The sequence below is a fragment of the Streptomyces sp. NPDC052721 genome, from assembly GCF_040678315.1.
Taxonomy (GTDB): Bacteria; Actinomycetota; Actinomycetes; order Streptomycetales; family Streptomycetaceae; genus Streptomyces.
In genome coordinates this window covers 177473-201719 of the sequence record NZ_JBFATL010000003.1, presented here as the reverse complement: position 1 = coordinate 201719, position 24247 = coordinate 177473, and the positions used below count along the sequence as shown (strand labels likewise).

General features: G+C 73.0%; 20 protein-coding genes and 1 tRNA gene. 10 read left to right on the top strand and 11 right to left on the bottom strand.

All coding sequences use genetic code 11. The features are described from left to right. Positions 1 to 91 precede the first annotated feature (91 nt). Both orn and AB0L21_RS04685 read left to right on the top strand, forming a co-directional pair. A complete protein-coding gene (orn, locus tag AB0L21_RS04690) occupies positions 92 to 694 on the top strand; it encodes an oligoribonuclease (protein ID WP_365699603.1) in 603 nt (200 codons plus the stop codon). A gap of 104 nt (positions 695 to 798) precedes the next feature. Further along, positions 799 to 871: transfer RNA gene (locus AB0L21_RS04685), tRNA-His, on the top strand. Between the two features lie 70 nt (positions 872 to 941). On the opposite strand, the gene AB0L21_RS04680 is transcribed toward AB0L21_RS04685, so the two are convergent. From AB0L21_RS04680 to AB0L21_RS04660, 5 genes are all read right to left on the bottom strand, one after another. Beyond that, positions 942 to 1997, bottom strand: a complete 1056-nt coding sequence (locus AB0L21_RS04680) for a LacI family DNA-binding transcriptional regulator (RefSeq protein WP_365699600.1) — start codon at positions 1995 to 1997, stop codon at positions 942 to 944. A gap of 126 nt (positions 1998 to 2123) precedes the next feature. Beyond that, positions 2124 to 3566, bottom strand: a complete 1443-nt coding sequence (locus AB0L21_RS04675; RefSeq protein ID WP_365699598.1) for a GH1 family beta-glucosidase — start codon at positions 3564 to 3566, stop codon at positions 2124 to 2126. Between the two features lie 264 nt (positions 3567 to 3830). Beyond that, positions 3831 to 4751: a carbohydrate ABC transporter permease gene (locus tag AB0L21_RS04670; RefSeq protein WP_365699596.1), complete on the bottom strand. Its 921-nt coding sequence runs from the start codon at positions 4749 to 4751 to the stop codon at positions 3831 to 3833. Positions 4752 to 4765: 14 nt separating this feature from the next. Then, positions 4766 to 5758: a sugar ABC transporter permease gene (locus tag AB0L21_RS04665; RefSeq protein WP_365699594.1), complete on the bottom strand. Its 993-nt coding sequence runs from the start codon at positions 5756 to 5758 to the stop codon at positions 4766 to 4768. A gap of 264 nt (positions 5759 to 6022) precedes the next feature. Continuing rightward, positions 6023 to 7339, bottom strand: a complete 1317-nt coding sequence (locus tag AB0L21_RS04660; RefSeq protein WP_365782210.1) for an extracellular solute-binding protein — start codon at positions 7337 to 7339, stop codon at positions 6023 to 6025. Positions 7340 to 7831: 492 nt separating this feature from the next. Between AB0L21_RS04660 and AB0L21_RS04655 the strand changes: the two genes are divergently transcribed. Both AB0L21_RS04655 and AB0L21_RS04650 read left to right on the top strand, forming a co-directional pair. Then, positions 7832 to 8881, top strand: coding sequence for a LacI family DNA-binding transcriptional regulator (locus tag AB0L21_RS04655; RefSeq protein WP_365782208.1), 1050 nt, complete (start codon positions 7832 to 7834; stop codon positions 8879 to 8881). Positions 8882 to 9341: 460 nt separating this feature from the next. Continuing rightward, positions 9342 to 10769, top strand: coding sequence for a GH1 family beta-glucosidase (locus AB0L21_RS04650; protein ID WP_365699588.1), 1428 nt, complete (start codon positions 9342 to 9344; stop codon positions 10767 to 10769). Positions 10770 to 10836: 67 nt separating this feature from the next. On the opposite strand, the gene AB0L21_RS04645 is transcribed toward AB0L21_RS04650, so the two are convergent. The 3 genes from AB0L21_RS04645 to AB0L21_RS04635 all read right to left on the bottom strand — a co-directional run bounded on the left by AB0L21_RS04645 (position 10837) and on the right by AB0L21_RS04635 (position 14512). Next, positions 10837 to 12294: a cellulose binding domain-containing protein gene (locus tag AB0L21_RS04645; protein ID WP_365782206.1), complete on the bottom strand. Its 1458-nt coding sequence runs from the start codon at positions 12292 to 12294 to the stop codon at positions 10837 to 10839. A 110-nt stretch (positions 12295 to 12404) separates the two neighbouring features. Next, a complete protein-coding gene (locus tag AB0L21_RS04640; protein WP_365782204.1) occupies positions 12405 to 13808 on the bottom strand; it encodes a HAMP domain-containing sensor histidine kinase in 1404 nt (467 codons plus the stop codon). Next, positions 13805 to 14512 (bottom strand): response regulator transcription factor, encoded by a 708-nt coding sequence (locus tag AB0L21_RS04635; RefSeq protein ID WP_365699582.1) that lies wholly within the window; start codon positions 14510 to 14512, stop codon positions 13805 to 13807. Before AB0L21_RS04635 ends, AB0L21_RS04640 begins: the two co-directional genes overlap by 4 nt. Positions 14513 to 14611: 99 nt before the next feature. Between AB0L21_RS04635 and AB0L21_RS04630 the strand changes: the two genes are divergently transcribed. Beyond that, positions 14612 to 15130, top strand: coding sequence for a hypothetical protein (locus tag AB0L21_RS04630; RefSeq protein WP_365782202.1), 519 nt, complete (start codon positions 14612 to 14614; stop codon positions 15128 to 15130). Positions 15131 to 15187: 57 nt separating this feature from the next. Here AB0L21_RS04630 and AB0L21_RS04625 read toward each other — a convergent pair whose 3' ends face one another. Together AB0L21_RS04625 and AB0L21_RS04620 are read right to left on the bottom strand one after the other, a co-directional pair. Then, positions 15188 to 16057, bottom strand: coding sequence for a fused MFS/spermidine synthase (locus tag AB0L21_RS04625; RefSeq protein ID WP_365699578.1), 870 nt, complete (start codon positions 16055 to 16057; stop codon positions 15188 to 15190). Between the two features lie 114 nt (positions 16058 to 16171). Continuing rightward, entirely contained in the window at positions 16172 to 16582 is a 411-nt protein-coding gene (locus AB0L21_RS04620) for a hypothetical protein (RefSeq protein WP_365699576.1), read from the bottom strand. Between the two features lie 266 nt (positions 16583 to 16848). Here AB0L21_RS04620 and AB0L21_RS04615 point away from each other — a divergent pair, with 266 nt between their 5' ends. After that, positions 16849 to 18357 carry a hypothetical protein gene (locus AB0L21_RS04615; protein WP_365782200.1) on the top strand — a complete coding sequence of 503 codons (1509 nt, stop codon included), beginning with the start codon at positions 16849 to 16851 and terminating at the stop codon, positions 18355 to 18357. A gap of 140 nt (positions 18358 to 18497) precedes the next feature. Here the strand turns inward: AB0L21_RS04615 and AB0L21_RS04610 are convergent, their stop codons facing one another. After that, on the bottom strand, positions 18498 to 19094 hold the full coding sequence (locus tag AB0L21_RS04610; protein ID WP_365782198.1) for a histidine phosphatase family protein: 597 nt from the start codon (positions 19092 to 19094) through the stop codon (positions 18498 to 18500). Between the two features lie 241 nt (positions 19095 to 19335). On the opposite strand from AB0L21_RS04610, the gene AB0L21_RS04605 reads away from it, so the two are divergent. From AB0L21_RS04605 to AB0L21_RS04590, 4 genes are all read left to right on the top strand, one after another. Then, positions 19336 to 20280: a phosphatase PAP2 family protein gene (locus AB0L21_RS04605; protein WP_365782196.1), complete on the top strand. Its 945-nt coding sequence runs from the start codon at positions 19336 to 19338 to the stop codon at positions 20278 to 20280. 1 nt (position 20281) lies between these two features. Beyond that, positions 20282 to 21397, top strand: a complete 1116-nt coding sequence (locus AB0L21_RS04600) for a hypothetical protein (RefSeq protein WP_365782344.1) — start codon at positions 20282 to 20284, stop codon at positions 21395 to 21397. Next, entirely contained in the window at positions 21388 to 22977 is a 1590-nt protein-coding gene (locus AB0L21_RS04595) for a hypothetical protein (RefSeq protein WP_365782194.1), read from the top strand. The genes AB0L21_RS04600 and AB0L21_RS04595 overlap by 10 nt, the downstream gene beginning before the upstream one ends. After that, on the top strand, positions 22974 to 24247 hold a 1274-nt coding region (locus tag AB0L21_RS04590), incomplete at its 3' end, for an AAA domain-containing protein (RefSeq protein WP_365782192.1). The genes AB0L21_RS04595 and AB0L21_RS04590, both read left to right, overlap by 4 nt.

Sequence of the window (24247 nt, the reverse complement as noted above, 5' to 3'; positions counted from 1 at the left end):
CGTACCGGTTCGCGTACCGGGGGCAGCCCTAGGCGAGCCCGGCACCAGCACAGGGGCACGCAAAAGCTCAGGCCCGCTTTAGGGTGGTCGCATGAACGATCGCATGGTGTGGATCGACTGCGAGATGACCGGCCTCTCGCTGTCCGACGACGCTCTCATCGAGGTGGCCGCCCTCGTCACCGACTCCGAGCTGAACGTACTCGGCGAGGGGGTGGACATCGTCATCCGCCCGCCGGACCGGGCGCTGGAGACGATGCCGGAGGTGGTGCGTCGGATGCACACCGCGTCCGGGCTGCTCGCCGAGCTGGAGAACGGCACGACGCTGAAGGACGCCGAGGAGCAGGTGCTGGCGTATGTGAAGGAGTACGTGAAGGAGCCCGGCAAGGCCCCGCTGTGCGGCAACTCGGTCGGCACCGACCGCGGCTTCCTCCTCCGTGACATGCCGACGCTGGAGGACTACCTCCACTACCGCATCGTCGACGTCTCCTCGGTCAAGGAGCTGGCCCGCCGCTGGTACCCGCGGGCGTACTTCAACAGCCCGGAGAAGAACGGCAACCACCGGGCCCTCGCCGACATCCGCGAGTCGATCGCCGAGCTGCGCTACTACCGCGAGGCCATCTTCGTGCCGCAGCCCGGACCGGATTCCGACACCGCGAAGGCGATCGCCGCCAAGCACGTCCTGCCCGCCCGGTAGCCACCACGGGGGCCGCGCGAAAACCTGTGCGCGAGCACCCCTTCGGACCCTGTAGACTTCTTCTCGGCCGGTCGGGGAAAGCACTCCTCGAACAACCGGTCGTGGTGGGTGTAGCTCAGCTGGTAGAGCACCTGGTTGTGGTCCAGGATGTCGCGGGTTCGAGTCCCGTCACTCACCCTGAGTAATCAGCCGGTGACTCCGTCGTAAGACGGGTCACCGGCTGTTTCGTTGTCCGGCCCCCCGTGCGTCACGACGACGCCCGGACCACCAGTTCCGTCGGCAGGACCGCGTGATGGCGGTCGAGACCACGGGACGCGGCCGGGCGGCGGTCGGCGATCTCCGTGAGCAGGAGGTCGATCATCGCGCGGCCCATCTCCTCGATGGGCTGGCGGACGCTGGTGAGCGGCGGGTCCATGTGCCGGGCGATGGCGGAGTCGTCGTACCCGACCAGCGCGACGTCGTCGGGGATACGGCGGCCCGCCTCGCGGAGCACCTGCCGGGCGCCGGCCGCCATCACGTCCGAGCCGGCGAAGACCGCGTCCAGATCGGGGTGACGGGACAGCAGGGTCGTCATCGCCCGGCGCCCGCCCTCGTCGGTGAAGTCACCCGGCTCGATGAGGAGTTCGTCCACCGGGTGGCCGGCGTCGCGCAGGGCGTCGCGGTAGCCGGCGACGCGGCGCTGGGCGCCGTAGACGTCCAGGCGGCCGGTGATGTGCGCGACCCGGCGGCGGCCCCGGCTCAGCAGGTGCTCCACCGCCGAGCGGGCGCCGCCGTAGTTGTCCGAGTCCACCGAGGGGAGCGACTCGGCCGCCGAGCGCGGGCCGCTGATCACCGCCGGGATCTCCAGCTGGGCGAGCAGGTCCGGGAGCGGGTCGTCGGCGTGGACGGAGACCAGGAGGACGCCGTCGACGCGGTGGGCCGCCAGGTACTGGGCCAGGCGCTGCCGCTCACGGTCGCTGCCGGCGAAGATCAGCAGCAACTGCATCTCGGTGTCGGAGAGTTCGGCGCCGACACCGCGCAGCATGTCGGAGAAGTACGGCTCGGCGAAGAACCGGGTCTCCGGCTCGGGGACGACCAGCGCGATGGCGTCGGTGCGGTTGGCCGCGAGGGCGCGGGCGGCGGTGTTGGGCACGTAGCCGAGTTCGGCTACGGCCGCCTCCACCGCGGCGCGGGTGGCGTCGCTGACCCGGGGCGAACCGTTGATCACCCGGGAGACCGTGCCCCGCCCGACCCCGGCCCGGGCGGCGACCTCTTCCAGGGTCGGCCGCCGGCCGCCCCGGCCTCTCCCACCGTTGCCTGCCATGGTCGCCGCCTTCCGTTCACCGCCGTTCAGGCCAGGAATGTAACAGCCATGACGGGGGCACCTCCGCTTCCGTCCGCCGCGGCGGGCACGGCCGGGGTCCCTGCCGTGCCCGCCGCCTCGCGTCGGTCAGGCGGGCAGGGCGTTGTTCCGGATCACCTCGGCGTACCAGTGGGCGCTGGCCTTGGGGATGCGGCGCTGGGTGGGGTAATCGACGTAGACGGCGCCGAATCGCTTCGAATAGCCGTAGGACCACTCGAAGTTGTCCAGCAGCGACCACAGGAAGTAGCCGCGCACGTCGGCGCCGTCGGCGATGGCGCGGCGGACGGCGTCCAGGTGGGAGCGGAGATAGGCGATCCGCTGCGGGTCGTTGACCCGTCCCTCCGGGGAGACGTAGTCGTCGAAGGCGGCGCCGTTCTCGGTGACCATCAGCGGCAGGTGCGGGTGCGAGGCCGCCAGTCCGGTCAGCAGCGTGTGCAGTCCGCTCGCGTCGATGGCCCAGTTCATCGCGGTCAGGTCGTCGTTGGCGAGGTGGAAGGCGACGTGCTCGGAGCCGGTCCACGGGGAGTGGTCGCTGGCCCCGTGGCCGTCGTTGCGGGTGCTGGCGGATCCGTCGGCGGGCAGGGAGACCACGGTCGGCGAGTAGTAGTTGACGCCGAGGACGTCGAGGGGCCGGGAGATCTCCGCCAGGTCCCCGTCGTGCACCAGCTGTCCCCAGTCGACCAGGTGAGCGGTGTCGGCCAGCAGGTCCTCGGGGTAGGCACCGTCGAGGAGGGGGCCGGTGAAGATCCGGTTGCCGACCGCGTCGATGCGGCGCGCGGCCTCGGCGTCGCGGGGGCTGTCGGTGAGCGGACGCACCTGGTGCAGGTTCAGGGTGATCGAGGTCTGGGCGGACGCCGGCAGGGCCGCGCGCAGCGCGCCGACGGCCTGGCCGTGGGCCAGGTTCAGGTGGTGCGCGGCGCGCAGGGTCGCGGCCGGGTCGGTCCGCCCCGGCGCGTGCACGCCGGAACCGTAGCCCAGGAACGCCGAGCACCACGGTTCGTTGAGGGTGGTCCACACTCCGACCCGGTCGCCGAGGGCGCGGGCCATGATGTCGGCGTAGTCGGCGAAGCGGTGGGCGGTGTCGCGGTGCGGCCAGCCGCCGACGTCCTCCAGCTCCTGCGGCAGGTCCCAGTGGTAGAGGGTGGCGACGGGCGTGATGCCCGCCTCCAGGAGGGCGTCGGTGAGGCGGCGGTAGAAGTCCAGGCCGCGCTCGACGGCGGGTCCGCGGCCGGTGGGCTGGACCCGGGACCAGGAGATGGAGAAACGGTAGGCCTTGAGGCCGAGTTCCTTCATCAGGGCGACGTCGTCGCGGTACCGGTGGTAGTGGTCGGCGGCGATGTCACCGGTGTCGCCGTTGCGCACCTTGCCGGGAGTGTGGCTGAAGGTGTCCCAGATGGAGGGGGTCCGGCCGTCCTCGGCGGCGGCGCCCTCCACCTGGTAGGCGGCGGTGGCGGCACCCCAGACGAAGCCGGTCGGGAAGGAGGTGTCCGAGGCCGGCTGGGCCGTGGTCTCGGGTCGTACGGCGGTCATGGTGAGAACGCTCCCAAAGGGGGTGAGAAACGGACGACGGACGGCGGTCCGGCGGTGCGGCGGTGCGGAGTAAGGGGGAGGAGGGAGGGTGGGGTGCGCGGGCACGGGCGCGGCCGGGGGCGCCCGGTCCGGTACGGCCCGCTGCGGGGCGGCCTGTGCGGGCGGTACCGGACCGGACACGAGGGCGGGCCGACGGGACGCGGCGCACGCCGGCGACGGGGCGGGGCCGGCACCGTGGCGGCCGGCCCCGCGGCACCGGCAGGGTCAGCCCTTGACGGCGCCCGCCATGATCCCTCCGACGATCTGCTTGCCGAAGACGACGAAGACCAGCAGCAGCGGCAGGGTGCTGATCAGCGCCCCGGCCATGACGATGCTCTGGTCGGGGGTGTAGGAGGCACTGAGCTGGCCGAGCGCCACCTGGATGGTGGGGTTCTCCTGGTTCAGCGCGAGGAACGGCCAGAAGAAGTCGTTCCACGCCTGGACGAAGGTGAGCATGCCCAGCACCATCATCGCGGGCCGGGCCACGGGGAGCACCACGCTCCACACGATGCGGAAGTTGCTCGCCCCGTCGACCTTGGCCGCCTCGATCAGCTCGTACGGCAGGGCCTCGATCAGGTACTGGCGCATGAAGAAGACGCCGAAGGCGCCGACCAGGGTCGGGAAGATCACCGACTCCAGCTTTCCGCCCCACCCGATGTCCGACATCATCATGAACAGCGGGACGACGCTGAGCTGGGGCGGGATCGTCAGCGTGGCGATCACCGCGGTCATCAGCACGCCACGGCCGCGGAAGCGCATCTTGGCGAAGGCGTAGCCGGCGAGGGTGCAGAAGAACAGGGTGGCGACGGTGATGCAGCCGGCCACGATGACGCTGTTGACGATGGCCTTGCCCAGGTGGGCCTGGTCCCAGGCCGCCTGGAGGTTGCTCCACAGTCTGCCGCCCGGCAGGAGCGGCGGCGGGGTGTCCAGGACCCGCTGCTGGTCGTGCGAGGCGGCCACCAGGGTCCAGTACAGCGGGAAGATCGAGCCGAGGCCGACGACGATGAGGGCGACGTAGGTGAACGGACCGCCTCTGAGCTGCTGGCCGGCTCCCATCTTGAAGCGGCCACGGCCCTTTCCGGGGGCGGTGGGATGCGGTGCCGGGGCGAGGTCCGGCGCGGTCGGGGTGGGACTGGTCGTGGTCATCGATGTCGCTCCCGTCAGGCCGCGCTCTTGCGCACGAACCGGCCGACGATCCAGTTGATCAGGGCGATGAGCAGCAGCAGGACGAGCATGGCCCAGGCCACGGCCGCCGCCGGACCCAAGTGGCCCAGCTTCCAGCCGTAGTTGAAGAGGTAGATGCTGAGCGTCTCGTACTGGTGCTCGCTGCCGCCGATCGAGCCGAGGGTGCCGCCCTGGAGCAGCAGCGGCTCACCGAACAGCTGCATCGAGCCGATGGTGGAGATCACGACGGTGAACAGGATCGTGGGCCGCAGCGAGGGGATGGTCACCTTCCGGAACTGCTGCCACCGGCTCGCTCCGTCGATGGAGGCGGCTTCGTACAGGTCGGTGGGGACCGCCTGCATGGCCGCCAGGTAGATGAGGGCGTTGTAGCCGGTCCACCGCCAGATGATGATGACCGAGATGGCGATCTTGGAGGTCCACTCCCCGTTGCCCCAGTCGGTGTTGCCGGCGCCGAAGAAGTGCAGCACCCAGTTGAGGATGCCGCCGTCGGCGCGGAAGACCAGCGCGAAGACCAGGGCGGCCGTGGCGACCGAGGTGGCGTACGGAGTGAGGATGACGGTCCGCCAGAAGGTGCTGGCGCGCAGCTTGTAGTTGAGCAGATGGGCCAGGCCCAGCGCCACGAGCAGCTGCGGGACGGTGGAGATGACACCGATGACGAAGGTGTTGGTGACGGCCGTCCAGAACTCGGAGTCCTGGAGGATCTTGGCGAAGTTGTCCCAGCCGACCCACTGGGACTGGTCCAGGCTCGTCATCTCCACCCGGTGCAGGGCGATCCAGCCCGTGTACAGGAGTGGGTAGAGCCCGAAGGCGCCGAAGATCAGGAAGAAGGGGGCTATGTAGGCGTACGGCGAGGCCTTGTCGTCGAAGCGCCACAGCCGGCTGCGCCAGGTGCCGCGTCCGTTCGACGCGGCACCGGTGCCGCCGGGCGGCGGGGTGTAGGCGCCCCGGGCGGGGGTTGTCGTTGCCACGGAGGGAGTCCTTCCCTGGAGGTTTCGGCCGGGTGGGGCGGGAAGCGCGTTCGGGGACCGGGGTCGGTCCGCCCCTCCCCGCGCGGATCGGTACGGTGGCGAACGGCCCACGCCGCGGCCTGACGTGCGTGTGAGGCGGAGCCCGGCCGTCGGCTGCCGGGTCCCGCCGGGTGGTGCCGTGGGCGGCGCCCGCCGTCGGGCACCGCTCACGTCGTCGAGCGCGGACGGGTGCGGGCGGCCGGTGGGCCCGCGCACCCGGTACGGCTAGCCGAGCGCCTTGTCGATCGACTCGGTCGCGGCCTTCCACGCGTCGGCGGGCTTGGTGCCCCGCCGCTCCATGTTGTTGATCTGGGTGGAGATCGTGTCCTTGATCACGCCGTCCTTCGCGCCGAGCACCGCCTCGGGGATGGACTTGGCCTCCTCGGCGTAGATCTGGCCGATGGGGGCGTCGCTGAAGTACGGCAGCTTGGCGTTCTTCACGTCGGCCAGCTCATAGGCGCCCTTGTTGGACGGGAAGACACCGATCGCCTTGAAGACGGCGGCCTGCTGCTCCGGGGCGGTCAGCCACTTGACCAGCTCCGTGGCCTCCTTGACGTGCTTGCCGCTCTTCGGGACGGCGAGGAAGGAGCCGCCCCAGTTGGCCGCGGTCGAGCCGGGGGCGCGGGAGATGTCCCACTTGCCCTTGAAGGAGTCGCCGGAGTTGATGGAGATCTGGCCGGCCATCCAGGCGGGGCAGGCCACGGTGGCCACGGTGCCCTTGCGCAGCGCCGCGTTCCAGGCGTCGGTGAACTGGGGCAGGCCCTGGCTCAGCTTCTTGTCGGCGGCCTCGGCGGCCAGGCCCCAGCCCTGCTTCACGGACTGGCTGTCCTTGTAGGCCGGCTTGCCGTCGGTGTCGTAGTACTGCTGGGCGGAGGAGCTGACGACCGCGTTGTACATGGCGGACGCGGAGTCCATGAAATAGGTGCCGGAGGGCGCCTTCTTCTTGTACTGCTCACCGAGCTTGAGGTAGTCCTCCCAGCCACCGGCGACGGCCTTGGCGACGGCCTCGCGGTCGGTGGGCAGTCCGGCCTTCTCGAAGAGGTCCTTGCGGTAGCACAGGGACATGGGGCCGATGTCGGTGCCGGCGCCGATCACCGTGCCGTCCTTGGCGGTGGCCTGCTTCTCCTTCCAGGACACCCAGTCGTTCACGTTGATCGTCTTGCTGAGGTCGGCGAACTTGCCCGACTGGGTGTCCACGACCTCCTTGATACGCCCGACTTCGATGCCCGTGACGTCCGCGAGGCCGCTGCCCGTGTTCAGCTGCTGAAGGAGCTTCGGGTAGTAGTCCTGCTCGTTGGCGGTGGTCTCTTCCTTGACCGTGATCTTCGGGTGCAGCTCGTGGTACTTGGCGAACAGTCCGGCCTCCTTGTAGCCGAACTGTCCGAAGTCGGCCACCGTGAGGGTGATGTTCCCGTTGGCGTCCGAGCCGTCCGAGTCGTCGCTGCTGCAACCCGTCAGCAGCAGAGCGGAGGCCGTCAGGACCGTCGTGGCCAGTGTCGCCGTTCTGCGGCCGTGTCCACCGCCGGTACGGGTGATGCGCATTCCACTACTCCTTGTTCCAGTGGGGAACGGGACCTCAGGAATCGGACCGCCGGACCCGGCGGTCCGGACCTGCCCTCTCGGTTCGAGCAGCGGCTAGCCAACAGCACGCGCAGTGCAGTGGAAAGGTGCTGGTCAACGGTGTGCCATGCACGGTAGAGGGGAAGGCCATGGGTGGTTCGATCCGAACGGAAGAGAGCCCCGGTCGCCCTGTGGGACCGCTCCCACGCGGCATGCCGGAAGACTCGTTGGTGCCGAGCCGAGTGTCAAGTCTTGAAGACGGCGTTGTTGCGTAAGCGTGTTCCGCGCGTCACGTGAACGTGTCGTGCGCCGTGGCGCAACCAGCCCGTCATCCTGCCGTTCCGTACAGCGTCGGGGCAGGTCATCGGCGGGTCAATCCCCGCTCACGGCCAACTGCGCCCGCGTCCGGACCGGTTGCCGGATCATCTGGGCCAGAATGAAGCGCCCCTCCACCGGACCGCCGGAAGGTGAACGATGAGCCCTGCCGAACAGCCGCAGCCGCACAGGACCGCGGACGTCCGGCGCCCGACCCTGAACGCCGTGGCCGCCCTCGCCGGCGTGGGCCGCGGCACGGTCTCGCGGGTGATCAACGGCTCCGAGAAGGTCAGCGCACGCTCCCGGGCGGCCGTGGAACAGGCCATCGCGGAACTCGGCTACGTCCCCAACCGCGCCGCCCGCTCCCTGGCCACACGGCGCACGGACGCGGTCGCGCTGGTCGTGCCCGACGCCGGGAACCGGCTCTTCTCCGAACCCTACTTCTCCGGGATCATCCGGGGCGTTTCCACCGGACTCACCGGTGCCGGGATGCAGTTGCTGCTGGTCCTCACGGGCGACGAGAAGGAGCACGGCCGGCTCGCCGCCTACCTGGCCGCCCAACGGGTGGACGGCGTCTTGATGATGGCGGTCCACGGGGACGACACCCTGCCCGACCGGCTGGAGGAGCTGGCCGTGCCGACCGTGCTGGCCGGGCGGCGCAGCGACGGCGAGCGGCTCGGCCATGTCCGCGCGGACAACCTGGGCGGCGCCCGGCTCGCCGTCCGGCATCTGCTGTCGGGCGGCCGCCGGTCCATCGGCACCATCACGGGCCCGCTGGACATGGACGTGGCGCGGGCGCGGCTCGACGGCTACCGGGAGGCCCTGCGCGAGGCCGGGATCGCCGTCGAGGAAGACCTCGTCGCGGTGGGCGACTTCACCGAGGAGGGCGGACGCGTGGCGATGCGGGAACTGCTGCGCCGACGCCCGGACCTGGACGCCGTCTTCGCCGCCTCCGACGTGATGGCCTCCGGCGCGGTGCTGGAGCTGCGTGCGACGGGGCGCCGGGTGCCGCACGACGTGGCGCTGATCGGCTTCGACGACTCGATCGTGGCCCGGCACATCGATCCCCCGTTGACCAGCGTCCGCCAGCCGCTGGAGGAGATGGGCCGCACGATGGCGAGTCTCCTGCTGGAGGAGATCGCCCAACGCGGCACCGGGCAGCGGGAAGTCGTACTGCCGACGGAACTGGTGGTGCGCGGGTCGGCCTGAGAGGGCGGGGTACTGGCCTGAGAGGGCGGGTGCTGGCCTGAGAGGGCGGGTGCTGGCCTGAGAGGGCGGGTGCTGGCCTGAGAGGGCGGGCGTTGACCTTGAGGGGTCGGGCGTTGACCTTGAGGGGTCGGGCGTTGACCTTGAGGGGTCGGGCGGCGGTCCGAGAAGTCGCCTGTCGGTCTGAGAGGACACGGGTCGGCCCGCTAGGTCGCGCATCGGCCCGAGAAATCGCGCGTCGGCCCGAGAAGTCGCCGGTCGGCCCGAGAAGCCCCGAGCCGGCCTGAGAAGTCGGCGGCCAGCCTGAGACGTCACACGTCGGCCGGGAGGACACAGGTCGGTCTGCGGAGTCGCGCGTCGGCCCCAGAAGTCGCCCCCCCGCCATATCGATCGAGGTTGCCCCCTTCCGTCGTGGGAGCGCTCCCATGCATAATGCGTGCACTCGACCCAGGGGAGAGCCTTCATGCCCGAACCGACGACCGTGGCCTTTCCTCCCGCCTTCCTCTTCGGCGCCGCGACCTCGGCGTACCAGATCGAGGGGGCGGTGCGGGAGGACGGCCGCACCCCCTCGATCTGGGACACCTTCAGCCATACTCCGGGCAGGACGGCCGGCGGCGAGACCGGGGACATCGCCGTCGACCACTACCACCGCTACCGCGACGACGTCGCGCTCATGGCGGAGCTGGGCCTGAACGCGTACCGCTTCTCCGTCTCCTGGTCCCGGGTGCAGCCGACGGGCCGGGGCCCGGCGGTCCAGCGGGGCCTGGACTTCTACCGCCGTCTGGTCGACGAGCTGCTGGCCCGGGGCATCGCACCGGCGCTCACGCTCTACCACTGGGACCTGCCGCAGGAACTGGAGGACGCGGGCGGCTGGCCACAGCGGGACACCGCGTTCCGGTTCGCCGAGTACGCGCAGCTCGTCGGCGAGGCGCTGGGCGACCGGGTGGAGCAGTGGATCACTCTCAACGAGCCGTGGTGCAGCGCCTTCCTGGGCTACGCCTCCGGGGTGCACGCCCCCGGCCGGACCGACCCGGCGGCCTCGCTGCGCGCGGCCCACCATCTCAACCTGGGGCACGGGCTGGCCGTTTCCGCCCTCCGCGCGGCGATGCCGGCCGGCAACCGGATCGCGATCAGCCTCAACTCCTCCGTCGTACGGCCCCTTTCCCAGGACCCGGCCGACCTGGCCGCGGCCCGCCGGATCGACGACCTGGCCAACGGCGTGTTCCACGGACCGATACTGCACGGGGAGTACCCGTCGTCGCTCTTCGACGCCACGCGCTCGGTGACCGACTGGTCCCACGTCCTGGACGGCGACGTCCGCACGATCAACGCCCCGCTGGACGCGCTGGGCCTGAACTACTACACCCCGACGCTGGTCTCGGCCGCGTCCGGCGAGATCAGGGGCCCCCGGGCGGACGGCCACGGCTCCAGTGACCACTCGCCCTGGCCGGCCGCCGGCGACGTCCTCTTCCACCAGACCCCCGGCGACCGCACGGAGATGGGCTGGACGATCGACCCGACGGGCCTGTACGACCTGCTCATGCGCTACACGCGCGAGGCACCCGGCCTACCCCTCCACATCACCGAGAACGGCGCGGCCTACGACGACAAGCCCGACCCCGACGGCCGGGTGCACGACCCCGAGCGCATCGCCTACCTGCACGCCCACCTGTCGGAGGTGCGCCACGCCATCGCCGACGGCGCCGATGTCCGGGGCTACTACCTGTGGTCCCTGATGGACAACTTCGAGTGGGCGTACGGGTACGGCAAGCGGTTCGGCGCGGTGTACGTGGACTACGCCACGCTGGAGCGGACGCCGAAGTCGAGCGCGCGGTGGTACGGGGAGGCGGCGCGGACGGGGGTGCTGCCGCCGGTGGATCCGGGGGCCTGAAAAGGGGCGGGGGCCCGGCGAGTGCGATCCGCCGGGCCCCTTGTCCGGTGACCGGTGCTGCGCGCGACTACTTGTACGCCCCGAACGCCCTGGAGAAGGCGAACGGGTCCTGGGCGACGGAGCTGCACGTGGCGTCGGCGGTGGGCTTGGTGCCGCCGGCGCACTGCTTGTCGCGGGTCGCCGACCACATCGACAGCCAGCCGAGCCCCTTGGACTGGGCGAAGTTGACGAGCTGGGTGGCGTCGTCGACCTTGAAGACCTCGGAGGAGACGTCGTTGACGCCGATCATCGGAGTGACGGCGACGGCCTTCCAGGCGGCCGGGTCGGACAGTCCCAGCACGCTTTTGACCTGGGCCTGGGTGGCGGTCGCGGCCTGCTCGGCGTAGGTGCCCATGTCGCCGCTGTACGAGGCGCCGTAGTCCATCGCCATGATGTTGACGGTGTCGATCTTCACGCCGTTGGACTTGGCGTTGGCGAGGAGGTTCACGCCGTCCTGGGTGAGGCCCTCGGGCATCACCGGGAGGGTGAAGGAGACGTCCAGGTCCGGGTGCCGCGCCTGGAGCTTGGCGATGGCCTGGGCGCGCCGGGTGTTGGCGGCGGTGTCGGGCAGCGCGCCGCCCTCGACGTCGAAGTCGACCTTGGTCAGCTTGAACGCGTCGACCGCCTTGCCGTACGCCGCCGCCAGCGCGTCCACGGAGGAGCAGGTGGTGGCCAGTTCGGAGCCGGAGGCGCCGCCGAAGGAGACCCGGACGTCACCGCCCTTCGCGCGCAGCGCGCCGATCTGCGCGGCCACGGCGTCGCCGGTGAGGTCCGTGACCCCGCCCCACTTGGGGGTGCAGCCGCCGCCGTCGGTGACGAAGGCGAGGTTGTAGTTCTTCACGCCGGTCGCGTCGGCGGCGCCGAGGAGGTCGAAGGCCGGGTAGAGGCTGGTGTCGACGTAGGGGGCGAAGCCGGCGGAGGCGGTGGTGCCGGATCCGGTGCTGCCGGTGGGGGTGGGGGTCGCGCTCCGGGTGGGGGTCGAGGTGGGCGTGGAGGTGGGGGCCGGGGTCGGCGACTGGGTGGTCTGCGTCGGCCGGCCGCTCGGCTCGGGGGTCGCTCCGCCGTCCGCGGAACACCGCGCGTCGTCGATACGGCAACCCGTGGGGTCGCCGCTGCCGTTCACCACGAAGCCGACGGTCACCGACTTGCCGGGGGCCAGGCCGTCGGTGTCCCACGTGGCCGGCTTCACGGTGACGTGCTGACCGCTGACGCTCGACTCGCCGTTCCAGAGAGAGCTGAGCTTGGCGCCCGCCGGGAGGTCGAACTCCAGGGTCCAGGTCTTCTCGGCCTGGCCGGTGTTGTTGGTGACGACGTACTGGGCGGTGTAACCGGTGGACCAGTCACTGGTCCTGGTGTACGCGGCGTTCACACCGGCCGCGTTGGCGGTGCCGGTGAGCAGGACCGCGCCGCCGCCGATCACGGCCGCGGCCACCAGGCCGCCTATCGCCTTGTTCCTGCCACTGATCCTGCGCCGGTGCGTGCTCATGCGCGTGCCTGCCTTCGTTGTTCTCCGGGGTGAGGTGCGGCAGCACGCTAGCGATCAGGAAGGGGGCAAAGCGCTTGTTCGCAGCGCCTGTTGCAGACCTTAGGGTTCGCTTAAGGAAGCGATCGGGAACGGTTAAAGGTAGGGACCAAGGTGCCCGATCGGCGTCTGCGTACGGCCCCCCGCTGTCGGCGCCCCACCGGCTTGCGCGCGTCCAGCTGGAACCAGATCCGCACCTCGGTGCCGCCCAGCACCGAGGAGCCGATACGGACGTCACCGCCGGTGGACTCGGCGAGCCGGCGGACGATGTCCAGGCCCAGGCCGGTCGAGCCGGTGTGTCCGGAGCCCCGGCCGCGGGCCATCGCCGCGTCGGGGTCGGCTATGCCGGGGCCCGCGTCGGAGACGAGCACGATCACCGCGTCCTCGCCGTTGTGCACGTCGACCGCGAAGGCGGTGCCCTCGGCGGTGTGCCGGAAGACGTTGCCGAGCAGGGCGTCGAGCGCGGCGGCCAGGTCGGCGCGGGCCACGGGTATGCGCACCGGCCGGTCGACGCCGGCCACCCGCCACTTGCGGCCCTCGTCCTCCGCCAGCGCGGACCAGAACTCCATGCGTTCGCGGACCACCTCGGCCACGTCACAGCCCGCGCCGGGTCCGGCGGCGGCCGTCTGCGGCCTGGCCTCGCGGGCCGTCCGGATGATGGTGTCGACCTCGCGCTCCAGCTGTGCGACGGCGGCCCGGGTCTGCTCGGCGGCGGGTTCGGCGCCCAGGGAGGCCGCGTTCAGCCGGAGAACGGTGAGCGGGGTGCGCAGCCGGTGCGAGAGGTCGGCGGCCAGCTCCCGTTCGTTGGCGAGGAGCTGGACGACCTGGTCGGCCATGGAGTTGAACGCGACGGCGGCCAGCCGGAGTTCGGTCGGGCCGTCCTCCGGCACCCGGGCGCCCAGCTTGCCCTCGCCCAGCTCGTGCGCGCCCTCGACGAGCCGCCGCGCGGGCCGCACCATGCGCACCCCGAGCCGGTCGGCGACGGCGACCGAGCCGACGGTCAGCGCGAGGCCGACGGCCGCGAGCACCGCCCAGGCCGTGCCGACGCCGTGGGTCACCTCGGACTCGGGGACGTACACCTCGACCACGGCTATCGCGCCGGAGCCGAGCGCGACGGGCTGGAGCAGGGCGGAGCCGCCGGGCACGGTGGTGGTGGAGGCGCGGCCGAGTCGTCGTACGGCCTCGATGTCGCGTCCCGCGGCGCGCTGCCGGCCGAGGTCGAGCGCGGCCCGGCCGCCCTCGGCGGGCAGGTGGACCGCCATCCCGGAGTCGGCGCCGGCCGAGGCCACCACCCGCTCCAGCTGGTCCCGGTCGGTGGTGATGGACAGCGCGGGCGCGACCGCCGCAGCCTCCCGCTCGGCGCCTGAGAACGCGCGGTCGCGGGCCATCTCCTTGACGACCAGGCCGAGCGGCACGGCGAAGGCGACCACGACCATCGTGGTGACCGCCAGGCAGACCTTGACCAGAGCCCACCTCATCGCGGGTCCTGCCCGTCCGAGGGTGGTTCGAGCTTCACACCGACGCCCCGCAGCGTGTGCAGATAGCGCGGCCGGGCGGCGGTCTCCCCCAGCTTGCGGCGCAGCCAGGACAGATGGACGTCGATGGTCTGGTCGTCGCCGTAGGACTGCTGCCAGACCTCGGCGAGGAGTTCCCTGCGCGGGACGACGACGCCCGGCCGCCCGGCCAGGAAGGCCAGCAGGTCGAACTCGCGGCGGGTGAGGTCGAGCCGGACCCCGTCCAACTCGGCCTGGCGGCGCAGTGGGTCGACGGTCAGGCCGCCGACGCGGAGCACGGACGAGGGCGGGGCCTCCCCGCTGCCGGAACGGGCGCGGCGCAGCACGGCCGCGATCCGGGCGGAGAGGTGCTCGACGGAGAACGGCTTGGTCAGATAGTCGTCCGCCCCGGCGTTCAGCAGCCGGACGATCTCCGTCTCGTCGTCCCGGGCGGTGGCGATGATGACGGGCACGTCGGTGATGCCGCGCAGCATCTTCAGAGCCTCGGAGCCGTCCAGGTCGGGCAGTCCGAGGTCCAGGATGACCAGGTCGAAGCGGAAATGGGCGACCTCGCGCAGCGCCTCCAGTGCCGTACCGACGCTGCGCACGGTGTGTGCGGCGTCGGTCAGGTGCCGGATGAGCGCCGAGCGTACGAACTGGTCGTCCTCGACCACGAGAACACGTGCCATGCGCCGCACCGTACGCCATGCGGACACCACCGGGCGGGCGCCTGTGGACAACTCAGGGCATGTGCGTACGGCGGTGCTGCTGGGGCAGTATGGCCCGCGATGCGCAGAGGACTCGTACACGTACTGGCGTGGCTAGCCGCGACGGGAGCGGCGGTCACGCTGTCGTGGTGGGGTGTCCACACGGTGATGGCGGGGACTGCGTACGAGCCGCCGCGCGCGCTTCCGGTCACGGCCGCCGGCGCGGACACCCGGGACGTGAAGTCCGCGTCCAGGGCGCCCTCTCCGTCACCGGCCCCGTCGCGCGAGCGGCCGGTCCCGCCGACGGCGACGCCGTCGCCTGCGCGCACGCCGGCCCGCACACCGTCCCCGCCCCCCACCGCCTCCGCCACCGCGTCCGGCCGGGTCAAGTCCTACCCCACCGACGGCGGCCGGGCGGTGTTCGACCTGCGGCCGGCCGACGCCACACTCGTGTCGGCGACCCCGGGGACGGGCTGGTCGATGCAGGTGTGGAAGACGGAGAGCTGGATCCGGGTGGAGTTCAGCCGGGGCGCGGACCGGGTGACGGTGTTCTGTACCTGGCACGACGGGCCGCCGCGGGTCGAGGTGGGCACGTACTGACCCACCTGGCGGTGATCAGGGTGCGCGGACGACATGGACGGTGCCGCCGGCGGGGTGCTAACGGAACACCGAGGGCGGCGGTGCCGGGGAGGCCACCGCGGCATCGTCCGTCACGGGCACCGCGCCACCGGTGAAGTCGGTGAGCTGCCTGCCGTGTTCGACCCGGCCGGGGTGCGGGTCGGAGGCGGCGCGGCGGGTGAGTTCGGCGAGCGGCAGCGGGAGGTCGGAGGCGACCAGGACCGCGTTGCCGAAGCGCTTGCCGCGCAGTAGGGCCGCGTCGGCGATCAGCGCGAGTTCACCGAACCGGGCGGCGGCGGTGGCGATCTGGCCGCGCAGGTGCGCGAGCGGCGGGCCGTCGGCGAGGTTGGCCGTGTAGACACCGGAGGGCTTCAGGGCGCGCCGGACCTCGTCCAGGAACTCGGTGGAGGTCAGGTGGGCGGGGGTACGGGCCCCGCTGAAGACATCGGCGACGACCAGGTCGGCCCAGCCGTCCGGCACCTTGGCGAGCCCCGCGCGGGCGTCGGTGGCCCGCACCCGGATGCGCGCGCCCGGGTCCAGCGGCAGCTCCCGGCGGACGAGTCGCACCAGGCTCGCGTCCCGCTCCACGACCTGCTGGGTGGAGCGGGGCCGGGTCGCGGCGACGTACCGGGCGAGGGTGAGGGCGCCGCCGCCGAGGTGCACGGCGTGCACGGGCTTGCCGGGCGGGGCGGCGAGGTCGATGACATGGCCGAGGCGGCGCTGGTACTCGAAGGACAGGTACGCCGGGTCGTCCAGGTCGACGTGCGACTGGGGCGCGCCGTCGATCAGCAGCGTCCAGGCCCGGGCGCGGTCCGGATCGGGCACGAGCTGCGCGAGCCCGCCGTCGACCGGCTCCTCGACCGCGGCTACGGCGGCCGACCTGCGCCGTGTGTTCCTGGACCTGCCCATCCGCCCATTTTCGCAGCCGCCGCGGGCAGGCGCGTCACCGGTGGCCGGGCAGGGCAGGGGGCCTCTTCGCCGGACAGGTGTGTCACCGGTGCGGACGGGTACCGCGGGCGCGCGTCACCGGCAGTTGTCGGCCGCCTCGATCAGACGGGCCGCCTCGCCGAGGGCCCGGCGCAGGACCACCGGGTCGGTGGCGAGGTCGGCCTCGCCGGGCGGCAGCAGCCAGTCGGAGCCCTCCACCGGCGGATCGGGGTTCAGCCGCAGCCCGCGTCCGTCGGTCTCGGTGCAGGTGCTGCCCGGCACGTCCCAGCCGGCGGCCGTACCGGCCGGCACCAGGAAGCCGAGGGTGCCGCAGCCGTCGTCGTGCAGCACGGGCCCGACCGCGTCCGCCGCGCCCCGCCGCAGGATGTCGACCGCCTCCAGCCCCTGCCGGGTCGGTACCGTCACGAGGTCGCATCTCGCGTCACCTCCCGCACACGCGGACGACGACGGCGACGTACAAGGATCGTTGCTCTGGCTGGTCTCCATGCCGGCCTCCACCACACAGCCCTGTTGCGGTCCATGGGGTCCAACGCGCGAGCGCGTCAACGGCAACGGCACCAGTGCGCCGCAAAGGATGGCACTTCATGGCAGATCGTGCATGAGATATCCGGTTTGTAGCCAAACACCGCGTGGCGGGTCCTTCACAGCAGGTACGTTCATGCCCGCCGGAACCAGGGCGTCACACGGGCAACTCGTCCCGGAATCGCCCGGGTCCCGGCGTGGTTCGACGGTTCGCACGAGAGGACCCGGCCATGGCGTCGTCAACCGTGACCTCGTCACAGCCCGAACGGCCACCACGGCCGAACCTCGCCTTCCGGCGGCTGCGCGGCCGGCGCTCACCGGCGGAGTTCGCGGCGCTGGTACGGCGGGCCGCGCGCGAGATCGGTGAGCGGGTGAGCTGTGACGCGCGCTACATCGGCCGAGTCGAGGCGGGCGAGATCCGCTGCCCCAACTACGCGTACGAACGGGTGTTCCTGCACATGTTTCCCGGCCGCACGCTCACCGACCTCGGCTTCGCCCCCCGCTCGTCCGTCCGCGGACGAGCCGCGCGTACGGCGGTGGAGACGGGCCCCGCGGAGCGGGTGCCCGCTGAGTCTCGCGGGGCCTTCGAGCCGTATGAGGCAGGTGAGACCGGTGGGCCCCGCGCCAGGCGGGACCCGGGTGAACGGGGCCCGCAGGAACCGCACCAGCTGTACGAACCGCACGAACCGTTTGCGAAAGACCCCCTGAACCACGAGGAGAGCGACGTGCTGCGTCGCGCATTCATGACCGGCGGAGGCGCCACGGTGGCCGCCGCCACGCTGGCCCCGCTGGGGCTCACCACCGCCGCCACGGCGGCGGAACGGCCGCTGCGGCGCGCCGGCACCTCCGAGGCGGCGGCGCTGGAGGAGGCCGTCCGCCGCATCCGGCTGCTCGACGACCGGCACGGCGCGGACGGCCTCTACCGGCGCGCGGCGGCTCCGCTGCGCGCGGCGTACGAGCTGCTCGACGCCGGCGCGACCCGGCAGACCACCGCCGACCGGCTGCACGCGGGCGCCGGTGAACTCGCCATCTCCGTCGGCTGGCTGGCCCATGACTCCGGCCGCTTCGACGACGCCCGTTCGCACTACGCGGAGGCACTGGCCACCGCTCGCATGACCGGCGATCCGGCGCTGGAGGCACACGCCTTCTGCAACACCGCGTTCCTGGCCCGGGACGCCGGACGGCCCCGGGAGGCGGTACGGGCCGCGCAGGCCGCGCAGCGCGCCGCCCGGCCGCTCGGCTCCGACCGGCTGATGTCCCTGCTGGCGCTGCGCGAGGCGGGCGGCTGGGCGGGGCTCGCCGACCGCACCGGCTGCGCGCAGGCCCTGGCCCGGGCGCACGCCCTCTTCGAGCGGGGCCGCTCGGACGCCGACCCCGAGTGGATGAGCTTCTACGGAGAGGCCGAGCTGGAGGGGCTGGAGGCGCAGTGCTGGTCCACGCTGGGCGACTGGCGGCGGGCGTCCCGGCACGCCCGGCGGGCGGCGCGTCTGCAGGACCCGCACTTCACGCGGAACATCGCGCTGTACACCGCGGAGCTGGCCGACGATCTCGCCCGCGAGGGCCGTCCCGACGAGGCGGCGGAGGCGGGGTTGCGGGTGCTGGCGCTGCTGGACCAGGTCCAGTCCTCCCGCATCCAGACGATGCTGGCGGGGACGGCGCGGGTGCTGTCGCCGCACCGGCGGGCGCCCGGGGTGTCGGAGTTCCTGGACCGCCACGCGTCCGTTCCCCGGCGGGTGTAGGGGGTTGCCCGGTGCGGGGCGGGGGGGCCGGCGTGGTCATCGGTCCGCGGACCGGTGGGAGCTGGTCGCGCCCACGCGGCGCAGCCGCACATCGCCACAGCCCCGCGCCCCTTCAGGGCGCCCCCGCACCGGGCACCCCGTCAGCCCGCCAGATGCCCCGAATCGTTCCAGCTCTCGATCGCCGGTTCCCCGTAGGCCCAGCCCAGTACGGACAGCGACGTGGGATTCAGCCGTATCCGCGCCGCGAAGTCCAGGGGCAGCCCCAGCCACCGTGCCCCGATCGACCGCAGGATGTGCCCGTGGGCGAAGACCAGGACGTCACGGTCGGCCGAACGGGCCCAGGAGACCACCTCGTCCGCGCGCGCGGTGACGTCGTCGAGGGTCTCGCCCTCCGGAACCCCGTCCCGCCAGATCAGCCAACCGGGCCGCACGGCCTGGATCTCGGCCGGGGTCATGCCCTCGTAGGCGCCGTAGTCCCACTCCATCAGCGTGTCCCACACCGTGGCACGGTCCCCGAAGCCGGCCAGTTCGCACGTCTCCCGCGCGCGTGAGAGCGGGCTGGTCCGCACCTCCACGCCCGCCAGCCCGTCCAGCGGGGCGCGATGCAGCCGCTCACCGAGCAGCTTGGCCCCGCGCCGGCCCTCCTCCAGCAGCGGCACATCGGTCCTGCCGGTGTGCTTGCCGGACAGCGACCATGCCGTCTGTCCGTGCCGGGCCAGCAGAATGCGCGGTGCCATGGGGTCTCTCCGAAGAACAAGCGGATGCACGACAAGGGACGCACGACGAGTGGGTGCGCCGGTCCCTCCATCATCGCGCACCCCGCTCCCAGGCAACCCGCCGGGCGATCTCCGCGTCTTCGAGGGCTGACACACACCGAGCGGGATCCGAGCGCCCGTCCTGGGCGGAGTAGGGACACCGTAAAGTGGCACGGTCGCCCGCCGGGGCGCCGCCGCACAGCAGAAGGGGGAGGGCGATCGGATGCCGCAGACCGAGACACCGGGCACCGAGGTGGCCCCGCGACCCCGGCTGCGCTGGTGGACCGAGCTGCCGCTGATCCTGCTGGTCTACGGCTGCTACTCGGCCGGCCGGCTCCTCGCGCGCGGTGACGTCACCAGCGCCGTCGACCACGGCCTGGCGATACTGCGCGTCGAGAAGGCCCTGAACCTGAACGCCGAGCACCCGCTGAACCGGCTGTTCACCCGCGAGCCCTGGCTCGGGGTGCCGGCCGACTTCTGGTACGCCTCACTGCACTACCTGATCACGCCCGTGATCCTGGTCTGGCTGTTCCGCGCGCGTGCCCCTCACTACCGGGCGGCCCGCACCTGGCTGATGACGTCCACGTTCATCGGCCTGATCGGCTTCACCCTGCTGCCGACCTGCCCGCCCCGCCTGCTCTCCGCCGGTCACGGCTTCGTGGACACGATGGCGCAGTACAGCGCGTACGGCTGGTGGGGCGGCGAGGCCAGCGCCCCGCGCGGCATGGGCGGCATGACCAACCAGTACGCGGCGATGCCGAGCCTGCACGTGGGCTGGGCGCTGTGGTGCGGTGTGATGCTGTGGCGGTACGGCGGCACGCGCCCGGCGAAGGTCCTCGGTGTCGTCTACCCGCTGGTGACCGCGCTGGTGGTCATGGGCACCGCCAACCACTACCTCCTGGACGCGGTCGCGGGCGTGGCCGTGATGGGCGTCGGCCTCCTGCTGGCACCGCAGGTGATGCGGGCCGCGGACCTCGTCCGGGCCCGGCTGTCCCGTCGTACCGCACCGGTCACGGGCGGCACGGGCTCCCCGATTGTCAGTGCCGGATGCCAGACTTCGGCGGGTGAGCGAATTCCACGGCAGCGCGAGTCGCGGCTCGACCCCGCGGCCGGACCGGACGCCTCCCCCAGCGACGCGGGCGAAGGGGCTCCGGCACCGGCTCGCTGAGCTGCGCGGTCCCGACGTACCGGCCAAGGCCCTGGACGCCCGCGCCCTCGCGGCGCTCGCCGCGAACCCGGGCTGCTCCCGGCGGGCGATCCTGGACGGCGCCGGGGTGGACAAGGCACGGCTGGCCGGTGCGCTGGGCGCGCCGTCCGGTTTCGGGCAGTCGCAGTTCGCGCTGACCCGGGGCAACGCGTTCGAGGCGCGGGTCAAGGCGGACGGCGGCGCCGAGCTGCTGCGGCTGGCGCACGCCCGGCTCGACCCCGGCGCCGAACCCCCCGCCGCGGCGGCCGTACCCGACCTGACCGCGCACGGCCCCGAGGGGCGTACGGCCCGTACGGCGCTGGCGCTGCGCGAGGCCACGCGGGCCGGCGGCTGGACGCTGCTGGACCATCCGATGCTCGCCCTGGACGTGGCCGGTTCGCTCGCCTTCCTGGAGCCGGACGCGGTCGTGGTGCACCCGGACGGCAGCTGGTCGGTGGTGGAGATCAAGTCCTTCCCGATGGTGGACGGCGCCGCGGACCCGGCGAAGGTCGGTGCGGCGGCCCGCCAGGCGGCGGTGTACGTGCTCGCCCTGGAGGAGGTCGCGAACCGTCTCGACGGGGAGCAGGAGGGGCGCGCCCGAGGGAGCGCTGCGGTGCCGCGGGTGCGGCACCAGGTGCTGCTGGTGTGCCCGAAGGACTTCTCCAACCTGCCCACGGGCTCCGCCGTGGACGTCCGCAAGCAGCGCGCGGTCACCGCCCGCCAGCTGGCCCGGCTCACCCGCGTCGAGGAGATCGCCGACGCGCTGCCCGAGGGCACGTGCTTCGCGCCCGACCGGCCCGCCGAAGAGCTGACGGCGGCCGTGGAGGCGGTGCCGGCGACGTACGCGCCCGAGTGCCTGTCCGCCTGCGAGCTGGCCTTCCACTGCCGGGAGCGGGCCCGCGCGGCCGGCGCGGTCACCCGCCTCGGCCGGCCGCTGCGGGCCGAACTGGGCGGCCTGGCCACGGTCGAGGAGGTCCTGGCGGCGGCCCACGGCGAGAGCGGCGACCCGGACGACCCGGCGGTGGCCGCCCTGCGCCGGGCGGCCGCCCTGCGCGCGGAGGCTCTGCGGGAGGCCCGGGAGGCGGTCGCGTGTCCCTGATCACCGCCCTCGCCCGGCTGGAAGCCGTCGGCACCGGCCGGGCGCAGCCCGCCGCGACCGTCCGGCACCGGCATCTGTCCGACCACCCGCTGGTGTTCGTGCCGCTCACCACGGCCGGTGAGACGGGCGCCCCGCTCGGCGCGCTGGTCGGCACCGACCGGGACGCGCCCCGGCTGCTGGTCGTACCGCAGCCCCGCGACCGGGATCTGCGCTTCACGTTTCTCGCCGACCTGGCCGACATCGTCCTGCCGTACATCGACGCGTACGCCGACTCGGTGGAGGCGGCCGAGCGCACCGAGACCGACCCGGAGACCGGCAAGCGGGTCAAGGTGGCGGCCGAGCTGTGCGCGGACGCCCCCCAGCTGATCGTGCCGAGCCGCACGGGCCTGGACTTCGTACGGCTGCTGGGCCGCTCCATGCGGTTCCGGCGCACCGCCGAGCAGGACCCGGACGCGCCCTATCCGGCGCCGCCCCGGGTGCCGTTGCTCGGCCGCTGGCTGACCCACTACGGCGAGCGGGCCCGGGTCCCCGGCTCGTCGCTGCTGCTCGCCCTGACCGATGTGCTGTCCCGGCACTGGGCGACCGGCCAGTCGGGCCTGGAGGACGAGCACCTGGGCGCGCTGCTGGCCTGGATCGACCCCCCGGAGGGCCTGACCGGCGCCGAGGCCGCCCGCCGGGCCGAACTCGCCCGGGACGCCGACGGCCAGTTGCTGTGCCCGCCGGCCGGCCCCGCCACGGACCCGGCGTTCGACAACAGGCTGCTGGCCCCGGCGATCGAGCGCTACGACCGCGCGCGGACGGCCCTGGCCGCCGCCGAGGACCCGCTGGAGGCCGACGACCGGCTGGCCGCGCTCACCCGGGCCGAGCGGGAGATCCGCGACCTGGTCGAGAGCCGTACCCGGCCCACCTGGGACGCGGTGTGGCGGGGCCTGGACCTGCTGCGGACGCTGCCGGAGGGCGCACACGTGGAGGGGCGCTGGACCCGGGACCGCTGGTCGTTCACCGGGCACCGGGACCGGGTGCTGGCCGGTGAACCCCCGCAGCCGCGCCGGGACGACGCGGTGACGGCGGCGAACAAGCTGGCCACGCGCGAGCGCGAGCAGGCCCGGCTGGAGGCGCAGGAGGCGCTGGACGACCCGCTGGTGATGGCGGGGCGGCGGCTGGCCGGGGAGGCGTTCGCGGGCGAGGTGACCGACGTCGTGATGGCGTACAGCGAGGGCAGGCGGCCGAGCCCGCGCCCGCTGGTGACGGTCCGCACGGACGACCGGCCGCATCTGGCGGAGCGGGCGAAGGTGTACCGCTCGCTGGGCGGCAAGCCGCAGTCGGCGGAGTTCGTCGGTCAGGAGGCCGACGGTGTGCTGGTCCTGCGCGTCCTGGACAAGATGGGCCGCGGCAAGGAGCCTGAGCCCGGCTCGGTGCCGGAGAAGGGCGACCGGGTCTGCTTCACCCTGTTCGAGCACGAGCAGCGCGGCGGCGCGAAGCTGCCCGACCCGGAGGAGACCCCGTGGACGCACGGCGGCCCGCCGGGCGAGCCGGCACCGGAGGCCCCCGACGTCGTGACCGAGGAGGACGTGCTGTGACGACTGTCGACTTCGATCCCGGAGCCGCGGCCGGCCGCGCCACCGACGCGATCCTGCACGACACGCTGCACGGCGCCGAGCGGGGCGTGGTGGTGGACTCCCCGCCGGGCGCCGGCAAGTCGACGCTGGTGGTCCGCGCGGCGCTCGAACTCGCCGGTGCCGGGCGCCCCCTGATGGTGGTGGCCCAGACGAACGCCCAGGTGGACGACCTGGTCCTGCGTCTGGCCGAGAAGGACCCGGACCTGCCCGTCGGCCGACTGCACAGCAGCGACACCGACGCCTACGATGCGGCGCTGGACGCCTTGCCGCAGGTCCGCACGTCGGCGAAGGCGGCCGACCTGAACGGCCTGCCGGTGGTCCTCTCCACGGCCGCCAAGTGGGCGCACGTGAAGGTGGACGAGCCGTGGCGGCACGCGATCGTGGACGAGGCGTACCAGATGCGCTCCGACTCCCTGCTCGCCGTGGCCGGGCTGTTCGAACGGGCGCTGTTCGTGGGCGACCCGGGCCAGCTGGACCCCTTCTCCATCGTCGGCAGCGAGCAGTGGGCGGGCCTGTCGTACGACCCCTCGGCCTCGGCGGTCACCACCCTCCTGGCCCACAACCCGGACCTCCCCCAGCACCGTCTGCCGGTCTCCTGGCGCCTGCCGGCGTCGGCGGCCCCCCTGGTCTCGGACGCCTTCTACCCGTACACCCCCTTCCGCAGCGGCACGTCCCACGGCGACCGCCGGCTGACCTTCGCCGTCCCCTCCGACGGCTCCGGCCCGGACCGGGTGATCGACGAGGCCGCGGAGTCCGGCTGGGGTCTGCTGGAGCTGCCCGCCCGGCACACCCCGCGCACGGACCCGGAGGCGGTCCGGGCGGTGGCGGCGGTGGTCCGCCGCCTGCTGGACCGGGGCGGCGCGGCCGTGTCGGAACGCGCTCCCGATCCCACCCCCCTCACCGCCGACCGCATCGCCGTGGGCACGGCCCACCGCGACCAGGCGGCGGCGATCCGCGCGGCCCTGGCCGGCCTCGGCGTCCCGGACGTGACCGTCGACACGGCGAACCGTCTCCAGGGCCGCGAGTACGACGTCACGGTCGTCCTGCACCCGCTCTCCGGCCGCCCCGACGCCACCGCCTTCCACCTGGAGACGGGCCGCCTGTGCGTCCTGGCCTCCCGGCACCGGCACGCCTGCATCATGATCTGCCGCGCGGGGGTGACCGACCTGCTGGACGACTACCCCTCCACAGAACCGGTCCAGCTGGGAACGCTGGTGAAGTTCCCGGACGG